The sequence below is a fragment of the uncultured Kriegella sp. genome, assembly GCF_963975415.1.
Lineage (GTDB): Bacteria > Bacteroidota > Bacteroidia > Flavobacteriales > Flavobacteriaceae > Kriegella.
Window position 1 is genome coordinate 624,876 of sequence record NZ_CAXBGN010000002.1, and the last position, 18,898, is coordinate 643,773.

Consider the following 18,898-nt stretch of genomic DNA (forward strand, 5'->3'; position numbering starts at 1 on the left):
TTTTTAGCTTAAAACGCTATCTTTGCGCTATGTCGAAAATAAGAATTACGAAACAATTCACCTTTGAAACGGGTCATGCTTTATACGGTTATGACGGCAAATGCAAGAACGTTCATGGTCACAGCTATAAATTGTCGGTAACCGTAATCGGAAAGCCCATAACGGAACCTGCTGCGGTTAAGCTTGGTATGGTCATCGATTTTGGAGATTTAAAAACCATCGTCAAGGAAGAAGTCATAAATCCGTTCGATCACGCCACCGTTTTTAATAAAAACACGCCACATAAAGAGTTGGCTCAAGAATTGATCGCCCGTGGACATAAAGTCATTTTGGCCGATTACCAACCCACCAGTGAAAATATGGTCATCGATTTTGCCGCAAAAATAAAAGCTAGAATTCCAGAAGGTCTACAACTGCACTCGCTTCAACTTCGAGAGACCGAAACCGCCTATGCCGAATGGTTTGCAGAAGATAATTAGCTTTATGGTAGTGCGTTTCTATCGGCAGTTTAGAATTTCTTTACTTTTTCACGCAACCTTTAGGACTTTGATGCATTCTATAAATAAATTTAATAATGAAAAAATTCCAGACGATTCTATTTTCTTTAATAACGGCCGTAACTTTTGTGGGTTGTAATTCCGATAACGGTGACACCAATTGTGTCGAAGATTTTACAGGTGCGCTAGCCTCCAGTGAAGAAGCATTTGTTGGAACTTGGACATTGACCGCTATTACTGCCGAACAAGCGGTAGACATTACCGATGACAACGAAGATAATGCCTCCGAAGACATCTACGCGCAATATGAGGCCTGTGAAAAAGACGCCGCCTACACTTTCGAATCTGGCCGAATCTATAATTTTGTACAAGGGCAAAATGCAACGGGCTGTACCAATAAGGCTACGCTATCGGGAACTTGGAAACTTTCAGGGCAAACATTGAGTCTCACTGGTTCGTGTACCGTTCAAAATTTAACACTGCAATTTGATTCGGAATTTTCTGAATTTTCATCGACCAGTATTATTAACATACTTGATGTAACGGGCAATACCATACAGACCAATGTCACTTTTACCTACTCCAAAAGCTAATAACGGGTTCAACTTAAATACAATTAGTAAAAGAAAGCACTTGGCGTTACATCCTTCTTTGGAGGCAAAAAGGCTTTGCCTATCTTTGCCGCTACATGAAAACCATTACACTTCCAGAAGGAAAGAAAGTATACTTCTCAAGTGACAATCACTTGGGAGCCCCGACCATGGAACAAAGTCGGCCACGTGAAAAGAAATTTGTAGCTTGGTTGGATACGGTTAAGCATGATGCGGCCGCCATTTTTTTATTAGGCGATCTTTTTGACTTTTGGATGGAATACAAATCAGTTATTCCGAAAGGATTTACCCGAACTTTTGGGAAACTGGCCGAACTTTCGGATGCCGGTATTCCCATCTACTATTTTGTAGGCAATCACGACCTTTGGATGAACGGTTACTTCGAAGAGGAGCTTAATATTCCGGTTTTTCATAAGCCCCAACAGTTCACCTTTAACACAACTTCTTTTTTTATTGGCCATGGTGATGGCCTTGGCCCTGGCGACAAAGGCTATAAACGTATGAAAAAGGTGTTTACCAATCCCATTGCAAAATGGTTTTACCGATGGGTACATCCCGATTGGGGCGTTCGCTTGGCGCAGTACTTCTCGGTAAAAAACAAAATGATATCGGGAGATGAGGATGTGAAATTTTTGGGAGAAGATAAAGAATGGTTGGTACAGTACGCCAAACGCAAACTCGAACAACAACATTACGACTACTTCGTATTTGGTCATCGCCACTTGCCCTTGGAAATAGACCTCAATGAAAAGTCTACCTATGTCAATCTAGGCGACTGGATTTCATATTATACCTACGCCGTTTTTGATGGCGAAAAATTGCAATTGAAGCACTATGAAAGCAATTAGCAATGTATCATTAGGGGTAATTGTCTTTTCAACTGTTTGAAAAAGATTACTCCCACCATCCATTTTGTTTTCTTATATAAATGATTTGTCCGGTGTGATAGGCATTATGGGCACAAATACTCGCAATAGTGTCGCTCCATTCCAACAATTCTTTTTCAGTGGCCCTTTCGACCGAATGTTCCCATTCCTTTTGAATACTGTCCAACTTTTTCGTTGCATCCATCCAATTTGCTGTATCCAATATGTCAAAAGTCGAATCATTATCACTTTTAAAATCAGGTAGATTCTTTCCCTTAAAGGCAATCATCACCCTTTCGTTCCAAAATATTAAATGCGACACCAATTCCTCTATGGAATGATTGTTGGGGCCATCTTTCCATTTAGCTTGTTCAGCTGTTACGCCTGCAACAGCCAATTTTACAGGTACAAACCAATCTTTTTCCGTGTGTGTATACTTCAGTTGACTTAACAATAAAGGTCTTAGGCCAGGTACATTTCTTTTTGTGGAACATCCCAAAATCAATAATAAGAAGACCACTACCACTAGGCTTAGTTTCACAAGTATCTTTTAAAGGGAGGAAGCGCTGGAACTTTATAAAATTCCGTCTAAAAAATTATCCAAATTTAGCTGAAATAAAGTCCCCTCTACTAAATCTTGAACGGCATAAAGTTCATTTTGGCTTAATGCCAAGGTGACCTGAGGGGCAGGCGTGTCTAGCAGCAGTGAGCGGCACGCATCGTTATGCCTACAGTCTTTGCACAAGTTTCGATGGCCTTCTTTAAAGGTACACCTTATGTTATGAGAAAACCGAACCAGCTCTTCGATTGAAAGTAATAAACCAGTATCTCGAAACACGATTTGAACCTTATTCTTATCTTTTGAGGTATTCCTCTTCCATTGAAAGGCTACACCGAATTGATTATGGTAAATGGGGTTGATATCATCCATATTATGGTATAAAATTTATTGTGGTTCATTTGTGAACCCTATTAAGCATATCGGTTTCTTGTTTATTTTCCGCTTTTATCACCAACGGTGGCATCGGTAATAAACTTTTCTATGAGTTTTGAAATTTCCCTTTTGTTAGCATTGTTCTTTTCCAACTCTCCGAAATGCATAAACAAGGGCTTTCTGTCAACGGCCTTTGCCAAAGTAAAATCGCCCTCTCGATTATAGAATTTGTTCCAAGAGTTTCGTACTCGAGACCAAAATTTGCTGTTTTCATTCCACCAATTCTGGGCGGCCAAACATTCTTCATCGGGAACTTTAGTGTAAATGTTGAGTCCTTTTTCCTGGGCGATTAGTTCGTCGTTTTCTCCATTGACCCGCAAAACTTTGTCATTATCTTGTTCATGTACCCATCCATAATCAGTGATTTCCTGATGATTCGTTCTGAACATTACATTGTAATCATCTCTTTTGGTATACTCCCTTCTTGGTAAAGGGGCAGGAGTTCTTTTTTCCCAATAGTGTCTACCGTCAGAATGAATCCAAGTCGCGGAACCCGAATACCTAGGACTATCATCGACCTGATATACCTTTTGTGTCCATTGTCCCTTAACCTCATCTGAATCCAAGGTCTTGAAAATCCAATTATTGTCTTTATCGTAACTAAAGACTTTTTGATTTTGATATTCCCAATCTTGTCGCCAATGTTTAATTACCATGGTATCGTTAACGACCAAGAGATGTTGCAATGAGAGCTTATCCTTATCATCTTGAATCAATTCAACCCATTCACGGGCCAATGCCCTATAACCTGAAGCTAACTCATAATCTCTTTTTCCTGAAAAGGTCTCGGCATACTTGAACTCTATATCGTAGCAACCGCACATAGCCTTAATGGCCTTGATGTCTTGCTCCTTTTTTTGGTCTTGTGCAAACCCTTGAATGCTGTATATAAGAAAAAGTACTAGAACAAAATGTGGTCTTTTCATATTCGATGATTTTTTAATGGCTATATGTTTGAACGATTTAGTAGCAAAAATATAAATTTTATTTAGATTGAATAAAAATAACATATATATTTGCGCAAACATTAATTCATAATGCTTCTAAATAAGGCCTTGGTCGTTCTGTTTTTCTCTACCATCACATTACAATTGTATGGTCAAGCCAAGCTTCGTGGGAAAGACACTATGGCTTTGGAAATTTTGGAAGAGGTCATTGTTAGTGCAACACGCACCCGAAGACAACTTTCATCATTGCCTTTACCAGCTGATTTGGTATCTAAAAAGGAAATTCAAACCACGAACTCCCAACGATTGAGCGATATTCTAAGCGAGCAGACAGGATTGACTACCGTACCTGATTTTGGCGGTGGTGAAGGCATTCAATTGCAAGGTATGGATGCTCAATATACTCTTATCCTTATTGACGGGGCACCATTGATTGGTCGATCAGCAGGAACCTTAGACCTCTCAAGAATCGCCGTCGGCAATGTAGCACAGATAGAAATTGTAAAAGGAGCCTCATCAAGCCTTTACGGAAACGATGCTCTAGGTGGTGTAATCAATATCATTACAGAAAACCCAAAAGACGGGTTCAAAGGAACGTTTCAGAATCGCTATGGCAGCTTTAGTTCCAATGACACCGGCCTTCACCTCAGTTATAAAACGAAAAAGTTTGCATTAGGCACTTTCTTCAACAGGCTTCATAGTGAAGGATACGATTTAAACGATGCAGACAACTATCAAACCGTAGAACCTTATCGAAACAATACTATAAACACAAAGTTCAGCTACGTCTTTTCAAAAAAAAGCGAGCTTTTAATTTCTGCTCGATATTTCACCCAATTACAAGATTATAACGCCTCTGAAGAATTACAGGGCGAAAGTGAAATAAAAGAGTGGAATACCCATGCCAAATTTGACTATAGATTGAATTCTAAATGGAAAAGTCATTTTGAATTTTATGCGTCCCGTTATAAAACACATGAATTTCTCAATGAAGGATCTTCTACTTATAGCGAAAGTGATTTCAACCAATTACTGTGGCGGCCAGAACTGCGAAGTTCGTATACCCCCAACAAGAAAACGACCTTTGTAGGGGGGGTAGGAATATCGGTAGAATCAATATCCCGAACCGATTTCATCACCGTACCCACCTTTACCTCCCCGTATGTTTATCTACAATATGACACCAATCTTACCGACAGGCTGAACGTTTTGACAGGAGCTCGCTTCGATAATCACAACATTTATAAATCCCAATTAAGTCCAAAAGGGGCAATTCGATATCAACTCACTGACAAAGTAGCCCTAAAAGCTTCTGCTGGATATGGGTTCAAAGCCCCTGATTTCAGACAACTTTATTTTAACTTCTCAAATGCAACTGTTGGCTACACTGTTTTGGGATATAATGCCGTACAAACCGAGATACCCCGTTTACAGGCCCAGAATCAAATCAATACAATTATAGTGCCCACATCGGAATTTCAAGATGGACTGAAGGCCGAAAACTCGCTGAGTATTAACCTTGGAGTAGATTACAAACCTTTTTCTCAGCTATCATTAAACTTCAATTTTTTTCGAAATAACATAAACGACCTCATTGATACCCGGGTTATTGCCTCTAAGACCAATGGTCAGAACATTTTCAGCTATTACAACATAAATCAAGTATATACGCAGGGTATCGAATTTAATTCTAAATGGAAACTGACGGATTTGCTCACTTTGAACGGGGGATATCAGTTGTTATATGCAATGGATAAAAATGCACGAAACGATTTTTCGAAGGATCTTGTTTTTGCCAGAGAAACACCTACTTCTCCCGCATTTACCCTCAAGAAAAATGATTACTTCGGACTGTTTAATCGCTCTAGGCACATGGCCAACCTAAAATTGTTCTACGACATACCCAAATGGACAATGGATGCCAACATCAGAGCTACCTATCGAAGCAAATATGCGCTAACGGACACAAATGGCAATAACTACCTCGACGCCTATGATACCTTTATAAAAGGATACTCCATCTTAGACATGGCCATAAACAAAGTTTTCCTAAAGAAACACAAAGTCGGATTTGGCATCGACAATATTTTAGGCTTTACCGACACGCAAAATATCAGCACCATTCCTGGCCGTATTATTTATGGAAAAATAACAATTCACATATAATCTATATCATGAAAACAATTACATTTTTTACCGCGATTACGCTTTTTGCCTTTTTCATCTCCTGTAGTGAAGACGATGATACCCCCGAAATGATAGCAGTAACATCAAACTCCGTAGAAAACCTCTATGCGCCACAGGAAGGAGGTCAAGGACAACCGGTTTCGGGAGCATTTACCAAGTTCAACTTTGCAACTGGACAAACGACCAGCAGTGATACCGATTGGGATATTGCCTTCAGAGGCTCTACGATTATTGTAAATGGCGGTGTGTCTTCGGGTACCGCGGATGAACCTGATAGAACAGGAAATGCGGCAGCCTATATCGCCTCTGGCACTATGGCGAGCGTCACGGAGGTAAGTACGGCATCATTTAAACAAGATACCGCAGAGGCTTTGGCAATAACCACTGGAAGTGGAAACGGTTGGTATATTTATGCCGGCGAACCCACACATTTGATTACTCCTACTCCAGGAAAAATTCTAGTCTTTAGAACAAATGATGATAAATACGCTAAAATAGAAATCTTAAGTTATTACAAAGACGCCCCCGAAGCCCCGAATGCTTTTGTAGACGAAACCCCATATTACACCTTCAACTATGTATACCAACCTAATGAAGGCACTACAACTTTCTGACAAATAGTATATACGGTCTAAAAAGTGTACACGAAAAATCCGTTCATTTCTGTAACTTTCTTCCTCGCAATATGGATAGGATTACCTTTTTAGACCGTTTCTTTTACTGTTCTTTCCAAATCAAAATTGTTTTTGCCCAGAAAATTCCATGGCCTCTCCCTTACCGAAACCGAAGCTAATACCAAACGTGACAAAACGGCCTTGTTGACGACTGCTGCGCAAATAGAATTCAGGTTGTTGTGTGATACTTTCTAGCCTTCGTGAAGCAAAGACATCGCGAACACTCAAATTAAGAATGGCCTTTCCCTTGAACACCTTTTTTCGCATACCAAAATCCGCAAAAAGATTGTCGGCAACCTCTTGCTGAAAAGTTTGATATCGTGAACGATAATCGCCCGAAATCTCCACATCGATATCGGCGGGTAGCTTTAACTTTCCGGTTAGGCGAGTTGCCCAACGTTCTCCGACAAAATCAAATGTTGTGGTTTCAAAAGTACCTTCCCTTTTAAAATGGCTGTAATTGAAGTCACTGTTCAAGGTGAACCATTGCAATGGAATGTATTTTGCGTTGAATTCAATCCCTAAAGAATGGTTCGTGCCCACATTCTCAGGTCTCGATGTGCTCACATTATCTTCAAAAACAATTACGCGATCGACCACATCTTGAGTATACCTATGAAATACGGCAAAATTCAAGGAAGCCTTGCCCAATTGATGGATACTGGTAATTTCATACGAATCGGTATATTCTGGTTGAAGGTTCGGATTACCGGTACGTACATTAAAGCTGTTGCGAATATTAAAGAAAGGATTAAGATCCCATAGACTGGGTCTAAATATCCGTTTTGAATAGCCTGCTTGTAGTGAAAAATTATCGGATACTTTATAGGAGGTATGCCCGCTCGGAAAGAAGTTAGTATAATTTTGATCGTGCTGTTCATTGGTGTTCTTCAAGACCGTACTCAAATCAGTGTTTTCTAAACGTAGTCCCAGTTTCAACCCCCATACATCACCTTCATAAGCAGCTGTACCATATAGGCCCAAAACATTTTGCAAATACTCGAAAATATTGGTCAAGTCTTCATTCTCCATCCAGACACTTCCTACTAGATCGCTAACCGCGTAATCATTTGCGACATCATTGATCTCATATTGAGCCCCGGTTTCTATTGTATATTTTTCCAAAAAAGGATGTGTATAATCAAACTTAAAGGTGTAATCCGCCCGTTTGTAATCCGTTCGAGTCTGTTGTCGACTATCTGAATCTGTCCCTGAAGTAATGATATTATCAAAGGCCGACGATTGGTCCTTCCCGAAAAAATTACCTAGAGCACTAAAGAGCAAGGTATGATTTTCGTTGTCTTCAAAATCTTTTTTATACTGCAGTTCATATTGATATTTGGGATTGGTCGCTGTGGTAAGCTCTTTTCGTCGAAATACATCGGTTTGCACATTTGAGGCATCAAAACTCTCAAAATTGGTGTTTGAATGTTCCGTTTCCCATTCATATGCGAAATGGCCTGAAAGGGTCAATACGTTTAAATCATTGATATGATAGTCGGTACCGAGGATGATATTAAAGAAGGTCTCATTTTTATCGCTTTCCCCCGAGCTTTTGATAACTGTATTGTTCAGCAAGTCACGATTCTCCGTTTCATCTTGGCTTGGAAAAGTTCTCCTCCCCAAACCCAATTGACTGAATAAATTGAATTTTTCAGTGCGTTTGTTCAAGCTTAGGCCCAGACTATGGTTATTAGGCGTACCGGTATTCAGTGTCACCGATCCGTTTAATCCTTCCTTTTCCTCCTTCTTCAAAACAATATTTATAATACCTGATGTACCTTGGGCATCATATTTTGCGGACGGATTGGTTATCACCTCAATCTTTTCGATCATGTCTGCGGTAAGTGTACCCAAGGCATTGCCTTGTTCATTAGCTAGCACCGATGGTTTTCCATTAATAAGCATTTGCACCCCTTGGCTTCCCCGTAGACTCACTTGCCCTTCAATATTCACATTTACCGATGGCACGTTGTTCAACACCTCTAGGGCACTAGCCCCCATGCTGCTCAAATCTTTACCTACATTGAACACGCGTTTGTCCAATTTAAATTCGGTCTGCGACACTTCTCCGGCCACCACCACCTCGTCTAACTGCTGGGAGCTCTCGGAAAGCACAATCGCCCCCAAGTCTATGATGCCATTTGTTGGACGCATATTTTCAAACGTTTTGGTCGTAAAGCCTATAAAACTAACTTCGATGTAAAAATCTGAAGCATCGGTCTCAAGCTCAAAACTACCATCGACAATAGTCGTAGTTCCCGAAATAGGTTTCTTGGTAACTTTATTGCCAACTAGTACCGTGGCAAACTCGATAGGTTTTTCGCCACCTTCCTCAACGACAACACCCCTTATAACCACTGAATTAACCGCCTGAGCTACTATAACTATCGGTATAAAAAAAATGAGGAAAAATAAAAAGCATGAGGTTTTCAGTTTCATCTATTTGGTTTAATAAGAAGATGTGATTATATATAACACTTTAATAGGCTGACTTTCATTACGTATTTCGAACATCCCGCAATTTTAATTGAAGACTTATATGGCCCTGCCATTCATTTTCGTCCAAAGAAAATGCTGCGCTAAAGCGGTTATCGTGTTTGACAAGAGGCAATTTCTCCCCAAGATTAAAGCCAATACATCCTATAGGGCCGATACCCTTTTGTTTCACTGCAAGTTTCAAATGCTTTCCATCTTCTCCAACCCCCTTGGCATAACCTGAATCCTGTAAGTTTTCCGACATAAAAACGGGTGTCATATTACCCGGACCAAAAGGTGCAAATTGCTTGATAATGCGCAATAACTTGGGGGTGATTTGATGTAGTTTAATTGGGGCGTCGATCTGTATTTCAGGAATCAGGAGCTTCGGGTCGATCGTTTCGCCCACTACTTTCTCGAACTGTTTCTTAAACGCTTCATACTGATCTTCCAACATAGTGAGTCCCGCTGCATATTTATGACCCCCGAACTGTTCAATGCAATCGGAACATCCTTCCAAAGCATTGTAGACATCAAACCCTTTGACCGAACGGGCAGATGCCGCCAACTTATCACCGCTTTTCGTAAAAACCAATGTAGGCCTATAATAGGTTTCAGTCAATCGCGAAGCCACTATACCGATAACCCCTTTATGCCATGTATCTTTATATACCACTGAAGTGTAGCGTTCTTCCTCTTGATTTTCAGCTATCTGGGAAAGCGCTTCCTTTGTGATTTCTTGATCAAGTTCACGCCTATCGAAATTGTATTTTTCGATACCCGCCGCAAACTTCTCGGCTTGTTTTAAATCGGTTTCAGTAAGTAAATCTACGGCATGTTGGCCATGCTCCATTCGCCCGGCCGCATTAATACGTGGCGCAATGATAAAAACTACATCAGTAATGGTCAGTTCGGTTTTTTTAATCTGATTGATAATCGCCTTAAAACCAATACGCGGACTTGCATTTATTACCTGTAAGCCAAAATAAGCCAATACCCTATTTTCACCCGTGATCGGAACAATATCTGCACCAATGGCTGTAGCTACCAAATCTAAATACGGCAGCAAATCATCGATGGTCTCGTTTCTTCGGGAAGCCAGCGCCTGAATCAATTTAAAACCTACCCCACAACCACAAAGCTCATCATAGGGGTAGTTACAATCATCGCGCTTGGGGTCTAAAACGGCAACGGCTCTGGGAAGTTCTTTACCCGGCCTGTGGTGATCACAAATTATAAAATCAATATGCTTCTTTTGGGCATATGCTACTTTATCAATGGCTTTAACCCCACAATCTAATGCAATAATCAATGAAAAACCATTGTCATCTGCAAAATCGATACCTTGAAAGGAAACTCCATACCCTTCGGTATATCTATCGGGAATATAGGTTGCAACGTTGGGGTAATAGCTTAGTAAATAAGAAGAAACCAATGCCACAGCTGTAGTTCCATCGACATCGTAATCACCGAAGATTAGAATGTTCTCATTATTGAGCAAAGCCTGTTCAATACGTTCTACTGCGATATTCATATCCTTCATTTGAAAAGGATCATGCAATTGCGTCAGTTCCGGTCTAAAAAACTTCTTTGCCTCGTCATAATTGGTAATACCCCTTTGAATCAATAGATGCGCCACCAAAGAGTCTACTTTCAATGCCTTGGCCAAGGCATCGATTTCATGTTGTTCCGGTTTTGGTTTTAACGTCCAGCGCATGGCTTCTATTCTTTCAAACGTATACGATTTTTAAAAATTTCCTTCCCATCGACTACTACTTTAATATAATAGCGCATTTTAGGAAGGTACGACAAATTATAAGTCAAATTTCCGCTGCTAAGATGGTGATAGGTATGTTCTTCCACAACCTTACTCTCGTCATTCTGATCCACTATAATGACCTTGACATCTTTAGGCTCATTATTAAAATATTCAAGAGCGATAGGCCCATCTGTTCGTGCAGGAAAAACCGATATAAAGGGTTTGTCATCCAGTTGATATTCCGCTTGGGGCCGTACCACAAAATTATATAGAATTCCACTTCCAAAATCAGACCCGAAATGTTTTATGGCCCTATCGAGCGTATCGAGAATACGCACCGAACCCTGACCCTCTTTCGCCTTGAACCAAAATTCCAATCCGTCGCCCCCTGCATCAAAAACCTCAAAACTATAGGATCCAGGCGATAATTGCAGGCTATCGCGATACGTTGTGCTAGGGTTTAACTGAAGGCTATCACGTTCGAAAACAACACTTCCGTCTGCCTTACTGATTTTGTATGCATTTTGGCGAACTTTGTTTGTTTTAAACTGCACAACAATATCCTGGGGCAGAATATCAGGCTTCCGATAGATGCTGACCATTTCATTATCTGCCGGAAAGCCATCCTTTTTACCGTTCGGTTTTTTTAGGCTTACCGTAAAAGGAATGGAGTCATTAACCGCATAAATCGCTTCCGGCAAGCTTAAAAGTGCGGTTTCACCAAAGGGGATAGTGCCTGACCAATCGAAATTTTTTGGTTTCCCATCGGCTAAGTGATATACGATACGAAGTTTCTTTAAGTCATTTTTCCCATTATTTTTTATGCGGATTACGGGGCATCCTCCGCTAGGATTTTTACGACGATGTATGTCTTTTTCCGAAGGTGAAATAATATCCAGCAAAGTCACATCATTTTCTGAGCTAATAGCTCCATATTCTACGACGTAGGCCCAAATATCTTCATTGGCACTAGGCTTTTTTGCCACATAGGGTTCCATATTGATATCAAGGGTAAAAGCCTCCCCGCCCGTTGTAGAAAGCATTACCTCATCGGGCTGTATCAATTGCCCCGGGCACCAATTGGCCCGATCAAAAATCCACGTACCGGCCTGCGGGTATAACGGATTGTCTCCACACTCCATCCATAACGCCTTATGGTCAATTATTTCTCCATTAAAAACCACTTCACGATATTTATTACAGAATTCACCGCATCCATCGGCGTCCATACCATGACCGGTTTGATGTACTCTTAATTTTGAAAAAGCATTTTCCGGTACCGCCTCAATGGTTTTAGCAATCAGGTGGTTTTCTATGGGATCTTGCTCATCACCATAGCGATAAGAACCGTTGTAAATTGTATGGACAGCCAAAGGTTTTGCCACTGGAGGCCCGTAGAGCACCTCAAAATCAAGTGTGAGCTTCCAGCCTCGATCCTTATTGTCTTCATAACCCGAATGTACATAATCGATTTCCACATCATTTCGTAAAATTTCACTAAAATCAGTTACATCGACCTCCCATTGAAATTTCCAATCTTTTTGAAAACGCCCCCCATAAGGAGTGATGAACCTTGCAATTTCATATGAAACGGTATCGGTTTTGGGCGTAGCCATAATATGGTCTGAATAATCCCAATCGGCACATCGCATGCTATCGGGGCATTCTAAGGTCAACAGAAGCATCATGCGCCGTATCGATTTTCCCTCTTGTGGAAACTTAGCTATTTGCTTATGTGATTTGTTCCCCTTCGAAGGATCTGTCACAATTACCGCTCCATCATGTGAAACTATATGCTCCTTGGATTGTGAAAACAGAACGGAAAAACTAAGAAGACATGCTATTATAATACTTTTTCTCACAGATTACATTATTTAATTTTTGTGAAAGAATGTCTTAATTTCCATTTTGGCGAACCGACGGAACATCTCCATCACCCCACAATACTTTTCAACCGAAAGGTCTACCGCCCGTTGCAGTTTTTTCTCATTGAGATTGCCGCCGTGAAAATGGTATTCTACAACCACGGAATCGTAATACTTGGGGTGTTCGTCGGTTAGATTAGCAATGGTCTCAATATGAAAATCATCTACCTCCAATTTCATTTTCTTAATTAGCCCGGCGATATCTAGTCCCGAACAACCCGCCAAACTCGATAGCATCAGTGCCTTTGGTCTAAAGCCCTGACCTTCGCCCCCATCATCGGGACTTGCATCGATTTTGAAGTTTAAGCCCGAAGGATTGTTGCTCTCAAATGCCTTTTCACCAAGCCATTTGGTCGTTATATGATTTGTGGTACCCATAAATATGTTTTTTAATTTCAAAAATAGACAAAAGAAACAGCATCGCATTCTCTGGTTCGATTAATTCGGAATGTTGCCCGAATTAATTATCTTTAAATATATTTTGAATCGGTTCCCGACCGATTGTTTAGTTTAAGAACGTAATGGAATCGATATGCCCCTAGTAAATCCACTTGATTCGAATCACGATTCCGAAACCAAGGAACTGGCAGAGTTCTTTGACGAAACCTTAGGCTTTTGTCCGAATTCTGTCTTGACCATGCAACACCGCCCAGCCATTTCAAAAGCTTTTATCAACCTCAACAAAGCCGTTATGGCCAATGAAGGGGGTGTATCTTCCGCCTTAAAACGAATGATTGCGTGGGTTAGCAGCAACGCCACTGGCTGCCGATATTGCCAAGCCCATGCTATTCGAGCTGCGGAGCGTTATGGGGCGAAGCAAGAACAACTCGACAATATTTGGGAATATCGCACCCATCCTGCTTTTTCCGATGCAGAGCGTGCCGCACTTGAATTTTCACTCGCTGCTTCTCAGGTGCCCAATACCGTGAATGCCAAAATCAAAAACAACCTATGCAAATACTGGAACGAAGGGGAAATTGTAGAGATGCTCGGTGTTATTTCGTTATTCGGGTTTCTGAACCGTTGGAACGATTCTATGGGAACTGCCCTCGAAGATGGAGCTATTGAAAGTGGAAACCAGTACTTAAAAAAATATGGATGGGAAAAAGGGAAACACACATAAGTTAATTCGAACGCAATTTTTATGCGTAATCTGAAAAGGTCAACTTGTCATTCATTTAGAATACTCAAAACCCGTTGCTGCAATTCAGGCACAACCGCTTTCTCAAACCACGAATTTTTACTCAACCAAAAGCGATTTCTTGGGGAAGGATGCGGTAACGGAAAATAACGTGGCCAATAGTTTTTATACATTCTAACGGTTTCGGTCAAATTTCTCTCCCGCTTTTCCTTTAAATAATAGCTTTGCGCGTATATGCCGATTACTACGATCAATTCTAAGTCTTGCATGCTATTAAACAATCTCTCGTGCCAAAGTGGCGCACATTCGGGGCGAGGGGGCAAATCGCCGCTTTTACCTTTTCCGGGATAACAAAACCCCATGGGAATCAGCGCAATTTTTGATTCGTCATAAAACACCTCATCGGTAACACCTAGCCATTTTCTAAGCTGCCGCCCACTGGGGTCGTCCCACGGAATACCCGTTTGGTGAACTTTAGTACCAGGCGCCTGACCGATAATTACAATCTTAGCAGTTGCATGAGCCGCAACAATTGGTCTTGGCCCTAAAGGCAAATGGGGCTTACAAACTTCACAACCTCGTATTTCAGATAGTAGTTCTTGCATGTCATAAGCTACTTTTCCTCTAAAGGGTTCTTTTCAAATGTGAGCTCTTCAAAACCTGCTTTCATAAAATTTCGAATGTTCTGATGACCGGTACCATCAGGGTTTTTAAGTACGTCGTCAAAATAATAACTGCCAAAGCACGCCAATGTTTCTTCTTTTGTCAAGGCTTGTTTTTTTGCAAACGCAAACAATTTGCAAGAACCCGTATTTTGTCCACTTTCGTTTCGTAAACTCCCATTCGTAAAGGCAGTTGGTTCAAACGTATAATTTTCATCGATAACTGCCATGGTCTCCGAAAACTCGACCAAGGTGGGCGTTTCTTTTATTTTTTTCTTGAATGTTTCCAGTTTCATTGTATTTATCTTTTTCCAGCTACTACTATTACAATTTCTCCTTTAGGCGGCTTTTCGGTATAGTGCTTCAAAACTTCCTTTGCCGTGCCGCGAATAGTTTCCTCATATAATTTGGTCAACTCCCTAGAGACCGTGACCAATCTGTCTTCCCCCAAATATTCTATAAAATTCGTCAAGGTTTTCAGTAATTTGTGAGGCGATTCGTAAAATACCATTGTTCGAGTTTCTTCTGCCAGTACCAATAATCGGGTTTGACGTCCCTTCTTCGGGGGAAGAAAACCCTCAAAAACAAATCTGTCGTTAGGCAGCCCGCTATTCACCAACGCCGGAACAAAAGCAGTAGCCCCTGGAAGACACTCAACGGCAACGCCTTTTTCCACACACAGGCGTGTCAATAAAAACCCTGGATCTGATATAGCAGGGGTGCCCGCATCGGAAATAAGCGCCATATCTTCGCTGGCCTCAAGTCGCCGAACCAAGCCTTCAACCGTTTTATGCTCATTGTGCATATGATGTGATTGCATGGGCGTGGCAATGTCATAATGTTGTAACAGTTTGCCACTTGTGCGGGTATCTTCTGCCAAAATCACATCAACGGCCTTCAAAACTTTTATCGCCCGAAGGGTAATATCTTCTAAATTACCTATTGGGGTAGGTACTATAAATAGTTTTCCCATTTTCTAAAATAAGAAGTCGAAAGCTGATTTACCAACTTTCGACTCGTATAATTTAAGTGTATTTATTACTATTTGATTAAGCAAACCTACGTTCAATCAACGCCATAAATCGATTTACATATTCTTCTTTGCCTTCCCAGTTATTATATTCGGGACGCACCAGATTATTTATAAAGGCCACGGACCGTTCTTCCGATTCAATAGTATTCAATTGAGATAGTACCCGGTTATAGTCTTCCATACTACCATCGAACAGGTGTTTTACAAACGCCAGTCTATTGTTAAGGTCGACTTTGATGTCTTTATTGGTCAAGGCATCATTTATAGATTTTTGAATTGTTTCTTTCTGTATACCATTCTCATTCGGCGGCATAAAAAGCTCCTTATCATTTTTCATGAACTGCGGCTTGGCCAAGAATTCTGCCAGCACCTCATCGACCGGTGTATCGCTGGGCATTTCAGAAACAATATGCTTGATGGTATCCATCCCAGGCGTCATAATGTCTTCTTCATGCGGATTAGTTTCGGGAACGGACGAATTCGCATTGAGCACTGCGTTTGCCATAAGCTCAAATTTAGAGGCGATTACATTTTTAGATACATCGACCTCCATCTCATTCAGTTCTTCATCGATAAACTTTAGTACGGCCAATTTCTCATAGAGGTTTTTAGACGCCTCATAGAGCTCGGCAACATTGTTCATATCTCGGGAGGTGATAATATCTGTAGACATTTTTATCAACTCTTCTTTCAACTTTCTTTTCATCGCTTTAATTTTTATGCTTCTAAAACGGCTTACTTTTTAGTTAATTTCATGTTCGCTATAATAAGAACGAAAAAACACCTTATTTTCGTCTAAAATTACAAAATGTTTCTTGAAAACACCGTTAATAATCAGGAACAATTCGGCTGGATAGAGGTTATCTGCGGGTCTATGTTCTCCGGTAAGACCGAAGAACTTATACGTAGATTAAAGCGTGCACAGTTCGCCAAACAAAAGGTCGAAATTTTTAAGCCTATCGTCGACACCAGATATCATGAAGATATGGTGGTATCACATGATGCCAATGAAATCAGATCGACTCCAGTCCCTGCAGCGGCCAATATCCGAATTTTAGCAGATACTTGTGATGTGATCGGAATTGACGAAGCGCAATTTTTTGATGACGAAATTGTTACCGTCTGCAACGATTTGGCCAACAAAGGTATTCGTGTTATTGTTGCTGGACTCGATATGGATTTCAAAGGAAACCCTTTTGGTCCTATGCCTGCCTTGATGGCCACAGCCGAATATGTTACCAAAGTACATGCCATATGCACCCGAACCGGAAATCTGGCCAATTATAGTTACCGAAAATCGAGCAATGACAATCTGGTATTGCTGGGTGAGACAGGAGAATACGAGCCTTTGAGCAGGTCGGCATACTACAAAGCCATGTTAAAAGAAAAAGTAAAACATATGAACGTTGCCGATGAAGAGGTTTTAGGGAACAAAAAGAATACCGATGCCCAAAGCTAAACAGACAATATTAGAGCTTAACCTAAACGCTCTAGCACATAATTACAACTATTTACGATTGAAATTGAAACCGACCACGAAGTTTCTGGCAGTCGTAAAAGCTTTTGCCTATGGCAGCGACGCCGTAAAAATTGCACTGAAATTAGAAAGTGTAGGGGTAGACTATTTTGCAGTTGCCTATACCAGCGAAGGTGTTGTTCTTAGGGAAGCAGGAATTAAATTACCCATATTGGTACTGCACCCACTAGCCGATAATTTCGATGAATTGTTAAGACACCGTCTTGAACCAAGTTTGTATTCTACCAAGATTTTGAGCGAATTTATCGCGCTTGCGCAAAAAAAAGGTCAAAAAGACTACCCGGTACACATCAAATTCAACACCGGCCTTAATCGATTAGGTTTTAGGGAGAACGAGGTAGATGCCGTTTTAGAAATACTAGACCGAAGTCCTGAAGTAAAAATGGCCTCTATTTTCTCTCATTTGGCCGCTTCGGAAGATTTGAATGAAAAAGCGTTTACCTTGGGTCAAATTGAAACTTTTAAGAGAATTGCGAAGACAATAGAAGATAAATTAAGCCGAGTTGTCTGTAAACATACATTGAATACATCTGGTATTATTAACTATCCGGAAGCCCAATTCGATATGGTCAGGAGCGGAATCGGTCTATACGGATTTGGCAATGATCCCGAAGTCGATAGGCAATTAAAGCCCGTAGCCACCTTAAAGACTGCCATTTCCCAAATTCATAGCATTTCACCGGAAGAAAGTGTAGGCTATAATCGTGGTTATATCTCTTCTAAAGAAAGAGTTACGGCAACCCTCCCCTTAGGTCATGCTGACGGCATTGGCAAGCAATATGGTAATGGAAAAGCATATGTTACGGTTAATGGGAAGAAAGCCCCTATTATTGGCAACGTATGCATGGATATGATTATGATCGACATCACTGGATTGAATTGCCAAGAAGGTGATGAAGTGGTAATTTTTGGGGAAGACCCAACCGCACACGAAATGGCCACAGGTGTAAAAACTATCTCATATGAACTCTTGACCGGTATTTCACAGCGCGTTAAGAGATTGTGTATCGACGATTAAATTAAATGCACCCCTTTGAAACAAAGGCCTTTTTAACTACATTGCAGTCTATAAACATTATTAAATAATTAACCATTTAAAGATTTAGACATGTTAAAAGAGTTCAAAGATTTTATTATGACAGGCAACGTCATCGAATTTGCCGTTGCAGTTATCATGGCTAGCGCTGTAGGCTTGGTCGTGAACGGATTTGTTGCCGACATCATCATGCCAATTGTCGGGCATTTTGCCGGAGGTGTCGATTTTGCCAATTTAAAAATAGTATTGACACCTGCATCAGGTACAGAAGGAGAAGCGGGCTACGTTGCCGAAAACGCCATCAGATGGGGCGCTTGGGTCAATACCATTGTCAACTTGATTATTGTTGGTTTTGTGATGTTTGTTATAATCAAAGCCTACAATAAGCTAAAAAAACCGCCAGAGGTCGTGGAAGAAGCTCCTGCCGGACCAACACAGGAAGAATTGTTAATAGAAATACGTGATTTGTTGAAGAAAAAATAAATAGTCACTCGATGACTGTTTGATCGAATACATCCGCTGCACTACAGCATTAATTTCAAAAACCGCAG

General features: G+C 40.8%; 20 protein-coding genes. 9 read left to right on the forward strand and 11 right to left on the reverse strand.

From position 1 onward, the window contains the following. Nucleotides 1–29: 29 nt before the first annotated feature. The 3 genes from AACZ88_RS06525 (at nucleotide 30) to AACZ88_RS06535 (ending at nucleotide 1,956) form a co-directional block, all read left to right on the forward strand. On the forward strand, nucleotides 30–479 hold the full coding sequence (locus AACZ88_RS06525) for a 6-carboxytetrahydropterin synthase (protein ID WP_339707947.1): 450 nt from the start codon (nucleotides 30–32) through the stop codon (nucleotides 477–479). Nucleotides 480–574: 95 nt separating this feature from the next. Continuing rightward, the gene (locus tag AACZ88_RS06530; RefSeq protein WP_339707950.1) at nucleotides 575–1,090 is read left to right on the forward strand and encodes a DUF5004 domain-containing protein; all 516 of its coding nucleotides are present in this window, start codon (nucleotides 575–577) and stop codon (nucleotides 1,088–1,090) included. A 104-nt stretch (nucleotides 1,091–1,194) separates the two neighbouring features. Beyond that, nucleotides 1,195–1,956 (forward strand): UDP-2,3-diacylglucosamine diphosphatase, encoded by a 762-nt coding sequence (locus AACZ88_RS06535; RefSeq protein ID WP_339708220.1) that lies wholly within the window; start codon nucleotides 1,195–1,197, stop codon nucleotides 1,954–1,956. Nucleotides 1,957–2,002: 46 nt separating this feature from the next. On the opposite strand, the gene AACZ88_RS06540 is transcribed toward AACZ88_RS06535, so the two are convergent. From AACZ88_RS06540 to AACZ88_RS06550, 3 genes are all read right to left on the reverse strand, one after another. Next, complete coding sequence (locus AACZ88_RS06540; RefSeq protein WP_339707952.1) at nucleotides 2,003–2,515, reverse strand: DinB family protein; 513 nt, start codon at nucleotides 2,513–2,515, stop codon at nucleotides 2,003–2,005. A 33-nt stretch (nucleotides 2,516–2,548) separates the two neighbouring features. Further along, nucleotides 2,549–2,905 (reverse strand): hypothetical protein, encoded by a 357-nt coding sequence (locus AACZ88_RS06545; protein WP_339707955.1) that lies wholly within the window; start codon nucleotides 2,903–2,905, stop codon nucleotides 2,549–2,551. A 62-nt stretch (nucleotides 2,906–2,967) separates the two neighbouring features. After that, complete coding sequence (locus AACZ88_RS06550; protein WP_339707958.1) at nucleotides 2,968–3,894, reverse strand: DUF6607 family protein; 927 nt, start codon at nucleotides 3,892–3,894, stop codon at nucleotides 2,968–2,970. Between the two features lie 111 nt (nucleotides 3,895–4,005). Here AACZ88_RS06550 and AACZ88_RS06555 point away from each other — a divergent pair, with 111 nt between their 5' ends. Further along, on the forward strand, nucleotides 4,006–6,081 hold the full coding sequence (locus tag AACZ88_RS06555) for a TonB-dependent receptor (protein ID WP_339707961.1): 2,076 nt from the start codon (nucleotides 4,006–4,008) through the stop codon (nucleotides 6,079–6,081). 8 nt (nucleotides 6,082–6,089) lie between these two features. Next, nucleotides 6,090–6,716 carry an HmuY family protein gene (locus AACZ88_RS06560; RefSeq protein WP_339707964.1) on the forward strand — a complete coding sequence of 209 codons (627 nt, stop codon included), beginning with the start codon at nucleotides 6,090–6,092 and terminating at the stop codon, nucleotides 6,714–6,716. A gap of 120 nt (nucleotides 6,717–6,836) precedes the next feature. Here the strand turns inward: AACZ88_RS06560 and AACZ88_RS06565 are convergent, their stop codons facing one another. Genes AACZ88_RS06565 through AACZ88_RS06580 form a run of 4 tightly spaced genes read right to left on the reverse strand, consistent with a single transcriptional unit; the run spans nucleotide 6,837 to nucleotide 13,316 of the window. Beyond that, nucleotides 6,837–9,218, reverse strand: coding sequence for a TonB-dependent receptor (locus AACZ88_RS06565; RefSeq protein WP_339707967.1), 2,382 nt, complete (start codon nucleotides 9,216–9,218; stop codon nucleotides 6,837–6,839). 58 nt (nucleotides 9,219–9,276) lie between these two features. After that, on the reverse strand, nucleotides 9,277–10,971 hold the full coding sequence (gene recJ, locus AACZ88_RS06570) for a single-stranded-DNA-specific exonuclease RecJ (RefSeq protein WP_339707970.1): 1,695 nt from the start codon (nucleotides 10,969–10,971) through the stop codon (nucleotides 9,277–9,279). 5 nt (nucleotides 10,972–10,976) lie between these two features. Further along, nucleotides 10,977–12,875, reverse strand: coding sequence for a peptide-N-glycosidase F-related protein (locus AACZ88_RS06575; protein ID WP_339707973.1), 1,899 nt, complete (start codon nucleotides 12,873–12,875; stop codon nucleotides 10,977–10,979). A gap of 12 nt (nucleotides 12,876–12,887) precedes the next feature. Further along, complete coding sequence (locus AACZ88_RS06580; protein ID WP_339707976.1) at nucleotides 12,888–13,316, reverse strand: OsmC family protein; 429 nt, start codon at nucleotides 13,314–13,316, stop codon at nucleotides 12,888–12,890. 154 nt (nucleotides 13,317–13,470) lie between these two features. Here AACZ88_RS06580 and AACZ88_RS06585 point away from each other — a divergent pair, with 154 nt between their 5' ends. Continuing rightward, nucleotides 13,471–14,061, forward strand: a complete 591-nt coding sequence (locus tag AACZ88_RS06585; protein WP_339707979.1) for a carboxymuconolactone decarboxylase family protein — start codon at nucleotides 13,471–13,473, stop codon at nucleotides 14,059–14,061. 47 nt (nucleotides 14,062–14,108) lie between these two features. Here AACZ88_RS06585 and AACZ88_RS06590 read toward each other — a convergent pair whose 3' ends face one another. The 4 genes from AACZ88_RS06590 to AACZ88_RS06605 form a co-directional block, all read right to left on the reverse strand. Continuing rightward, nucleotides 14,109–14,684, reverse strand: a complete 576-nt coding sequence (locus AACZ88_RS06590; RefSeq protein WP_339707982.1) for a uracil-DNA glycosylase family protein — start codon at nucleotides 14,682–14,684, stop codon at nucleotides 14,109–14,111. An 8-nt stretch (nucleotides 14,685–14,692) separates the two neighbouring features. Next, nucleotides 14,693–15,037 carry a HopJ type III effector protein gene (locus AACZ88_RS06595; protein WP_339707985.1) on the reverse strand — a complete coding sequence of 115 codons (345 nt, stop codon included), beginning with the start codon at nucleotides 15,035–15,037 and terminating at the stop codon, nucleotides 14,693–14,695. Between the two features lie 5 nt (nucleotides 15,038–15,042). After that, nucleotides 15,043–15,714 (reverse strand): 16S rRNA (cytidine(1402)-2'-O)-methyltransferase, encoded by a 672-nt coding sequence (gene rsmI / locus AACZ88_RS06600; protein ID WP_339707987.1) that lies wholly within the window; start codon nucleotides 15,712–15,714, stop codon nucleotides 15,043–15,045. Nucleotides 15,715–15,790: 76 nt separating this feature from the next. After that, complete coding sequence (locus AACZ88_RS06605) at nucleotides 15,791–16,480, reverse strand: hypothetical protein (protein WP_339707990.1); 690 nt, start codon at nucleotides 16,478–16,480, stop codon at nucleotides 15,791–15,793. A 102-nt stretch (nucleotides 16,481–16,582) separates the two neighbouring features. Between AACZ88_RS06605 and AACZ88_RS06610 the strand changes: the two genes are divergently transcribed. From AACZ88_RS06610 to mscL, 3 genes are all read left to right on the forward strand, one after another. Next, nucleotides 16,583–17,233, forward strand: a complete 651-nt coding sequence (locus AACZ88_RS06610) for a thymidine kinase (RefSeq protein WP_339707993.1) — start codon at nucleotides 16,583–16,585, stop codon at nucleotides 17,231–17,233. Continuing rightward, nucleotides 17,220–18,329: an alanine racemase gene (gene alr, locus AACZ88_RS06615; protein ID WP_339707996.1), complete on the forward strand. Its 1,110-nt coding sequence runs from the start codon at nucleotides 17,220–17,222 to the stop codon at nucleotides 18,327–18,329. The genes AACZ88_RS06610 and alr overlap by 14 nt, the downstream gene beginning before the upstream one ends. Nucleotides 18,330–18,419: 90 nt before the next feature. Beyond that, nucleotides 18,420–18,830, forward strand: a complete 411-nt coding sequence (mscL, locus tag AACZ88_RS06620; protein WP_339707999.1) for a large conductance mechanosensitive channel protein MscL — start codon at nucleotides 18,420–18,422, stop codon at nucleotides 18,828–18,830. Nucleotides 18,831–18,898 lie beyond the last annotated feature (68 nt).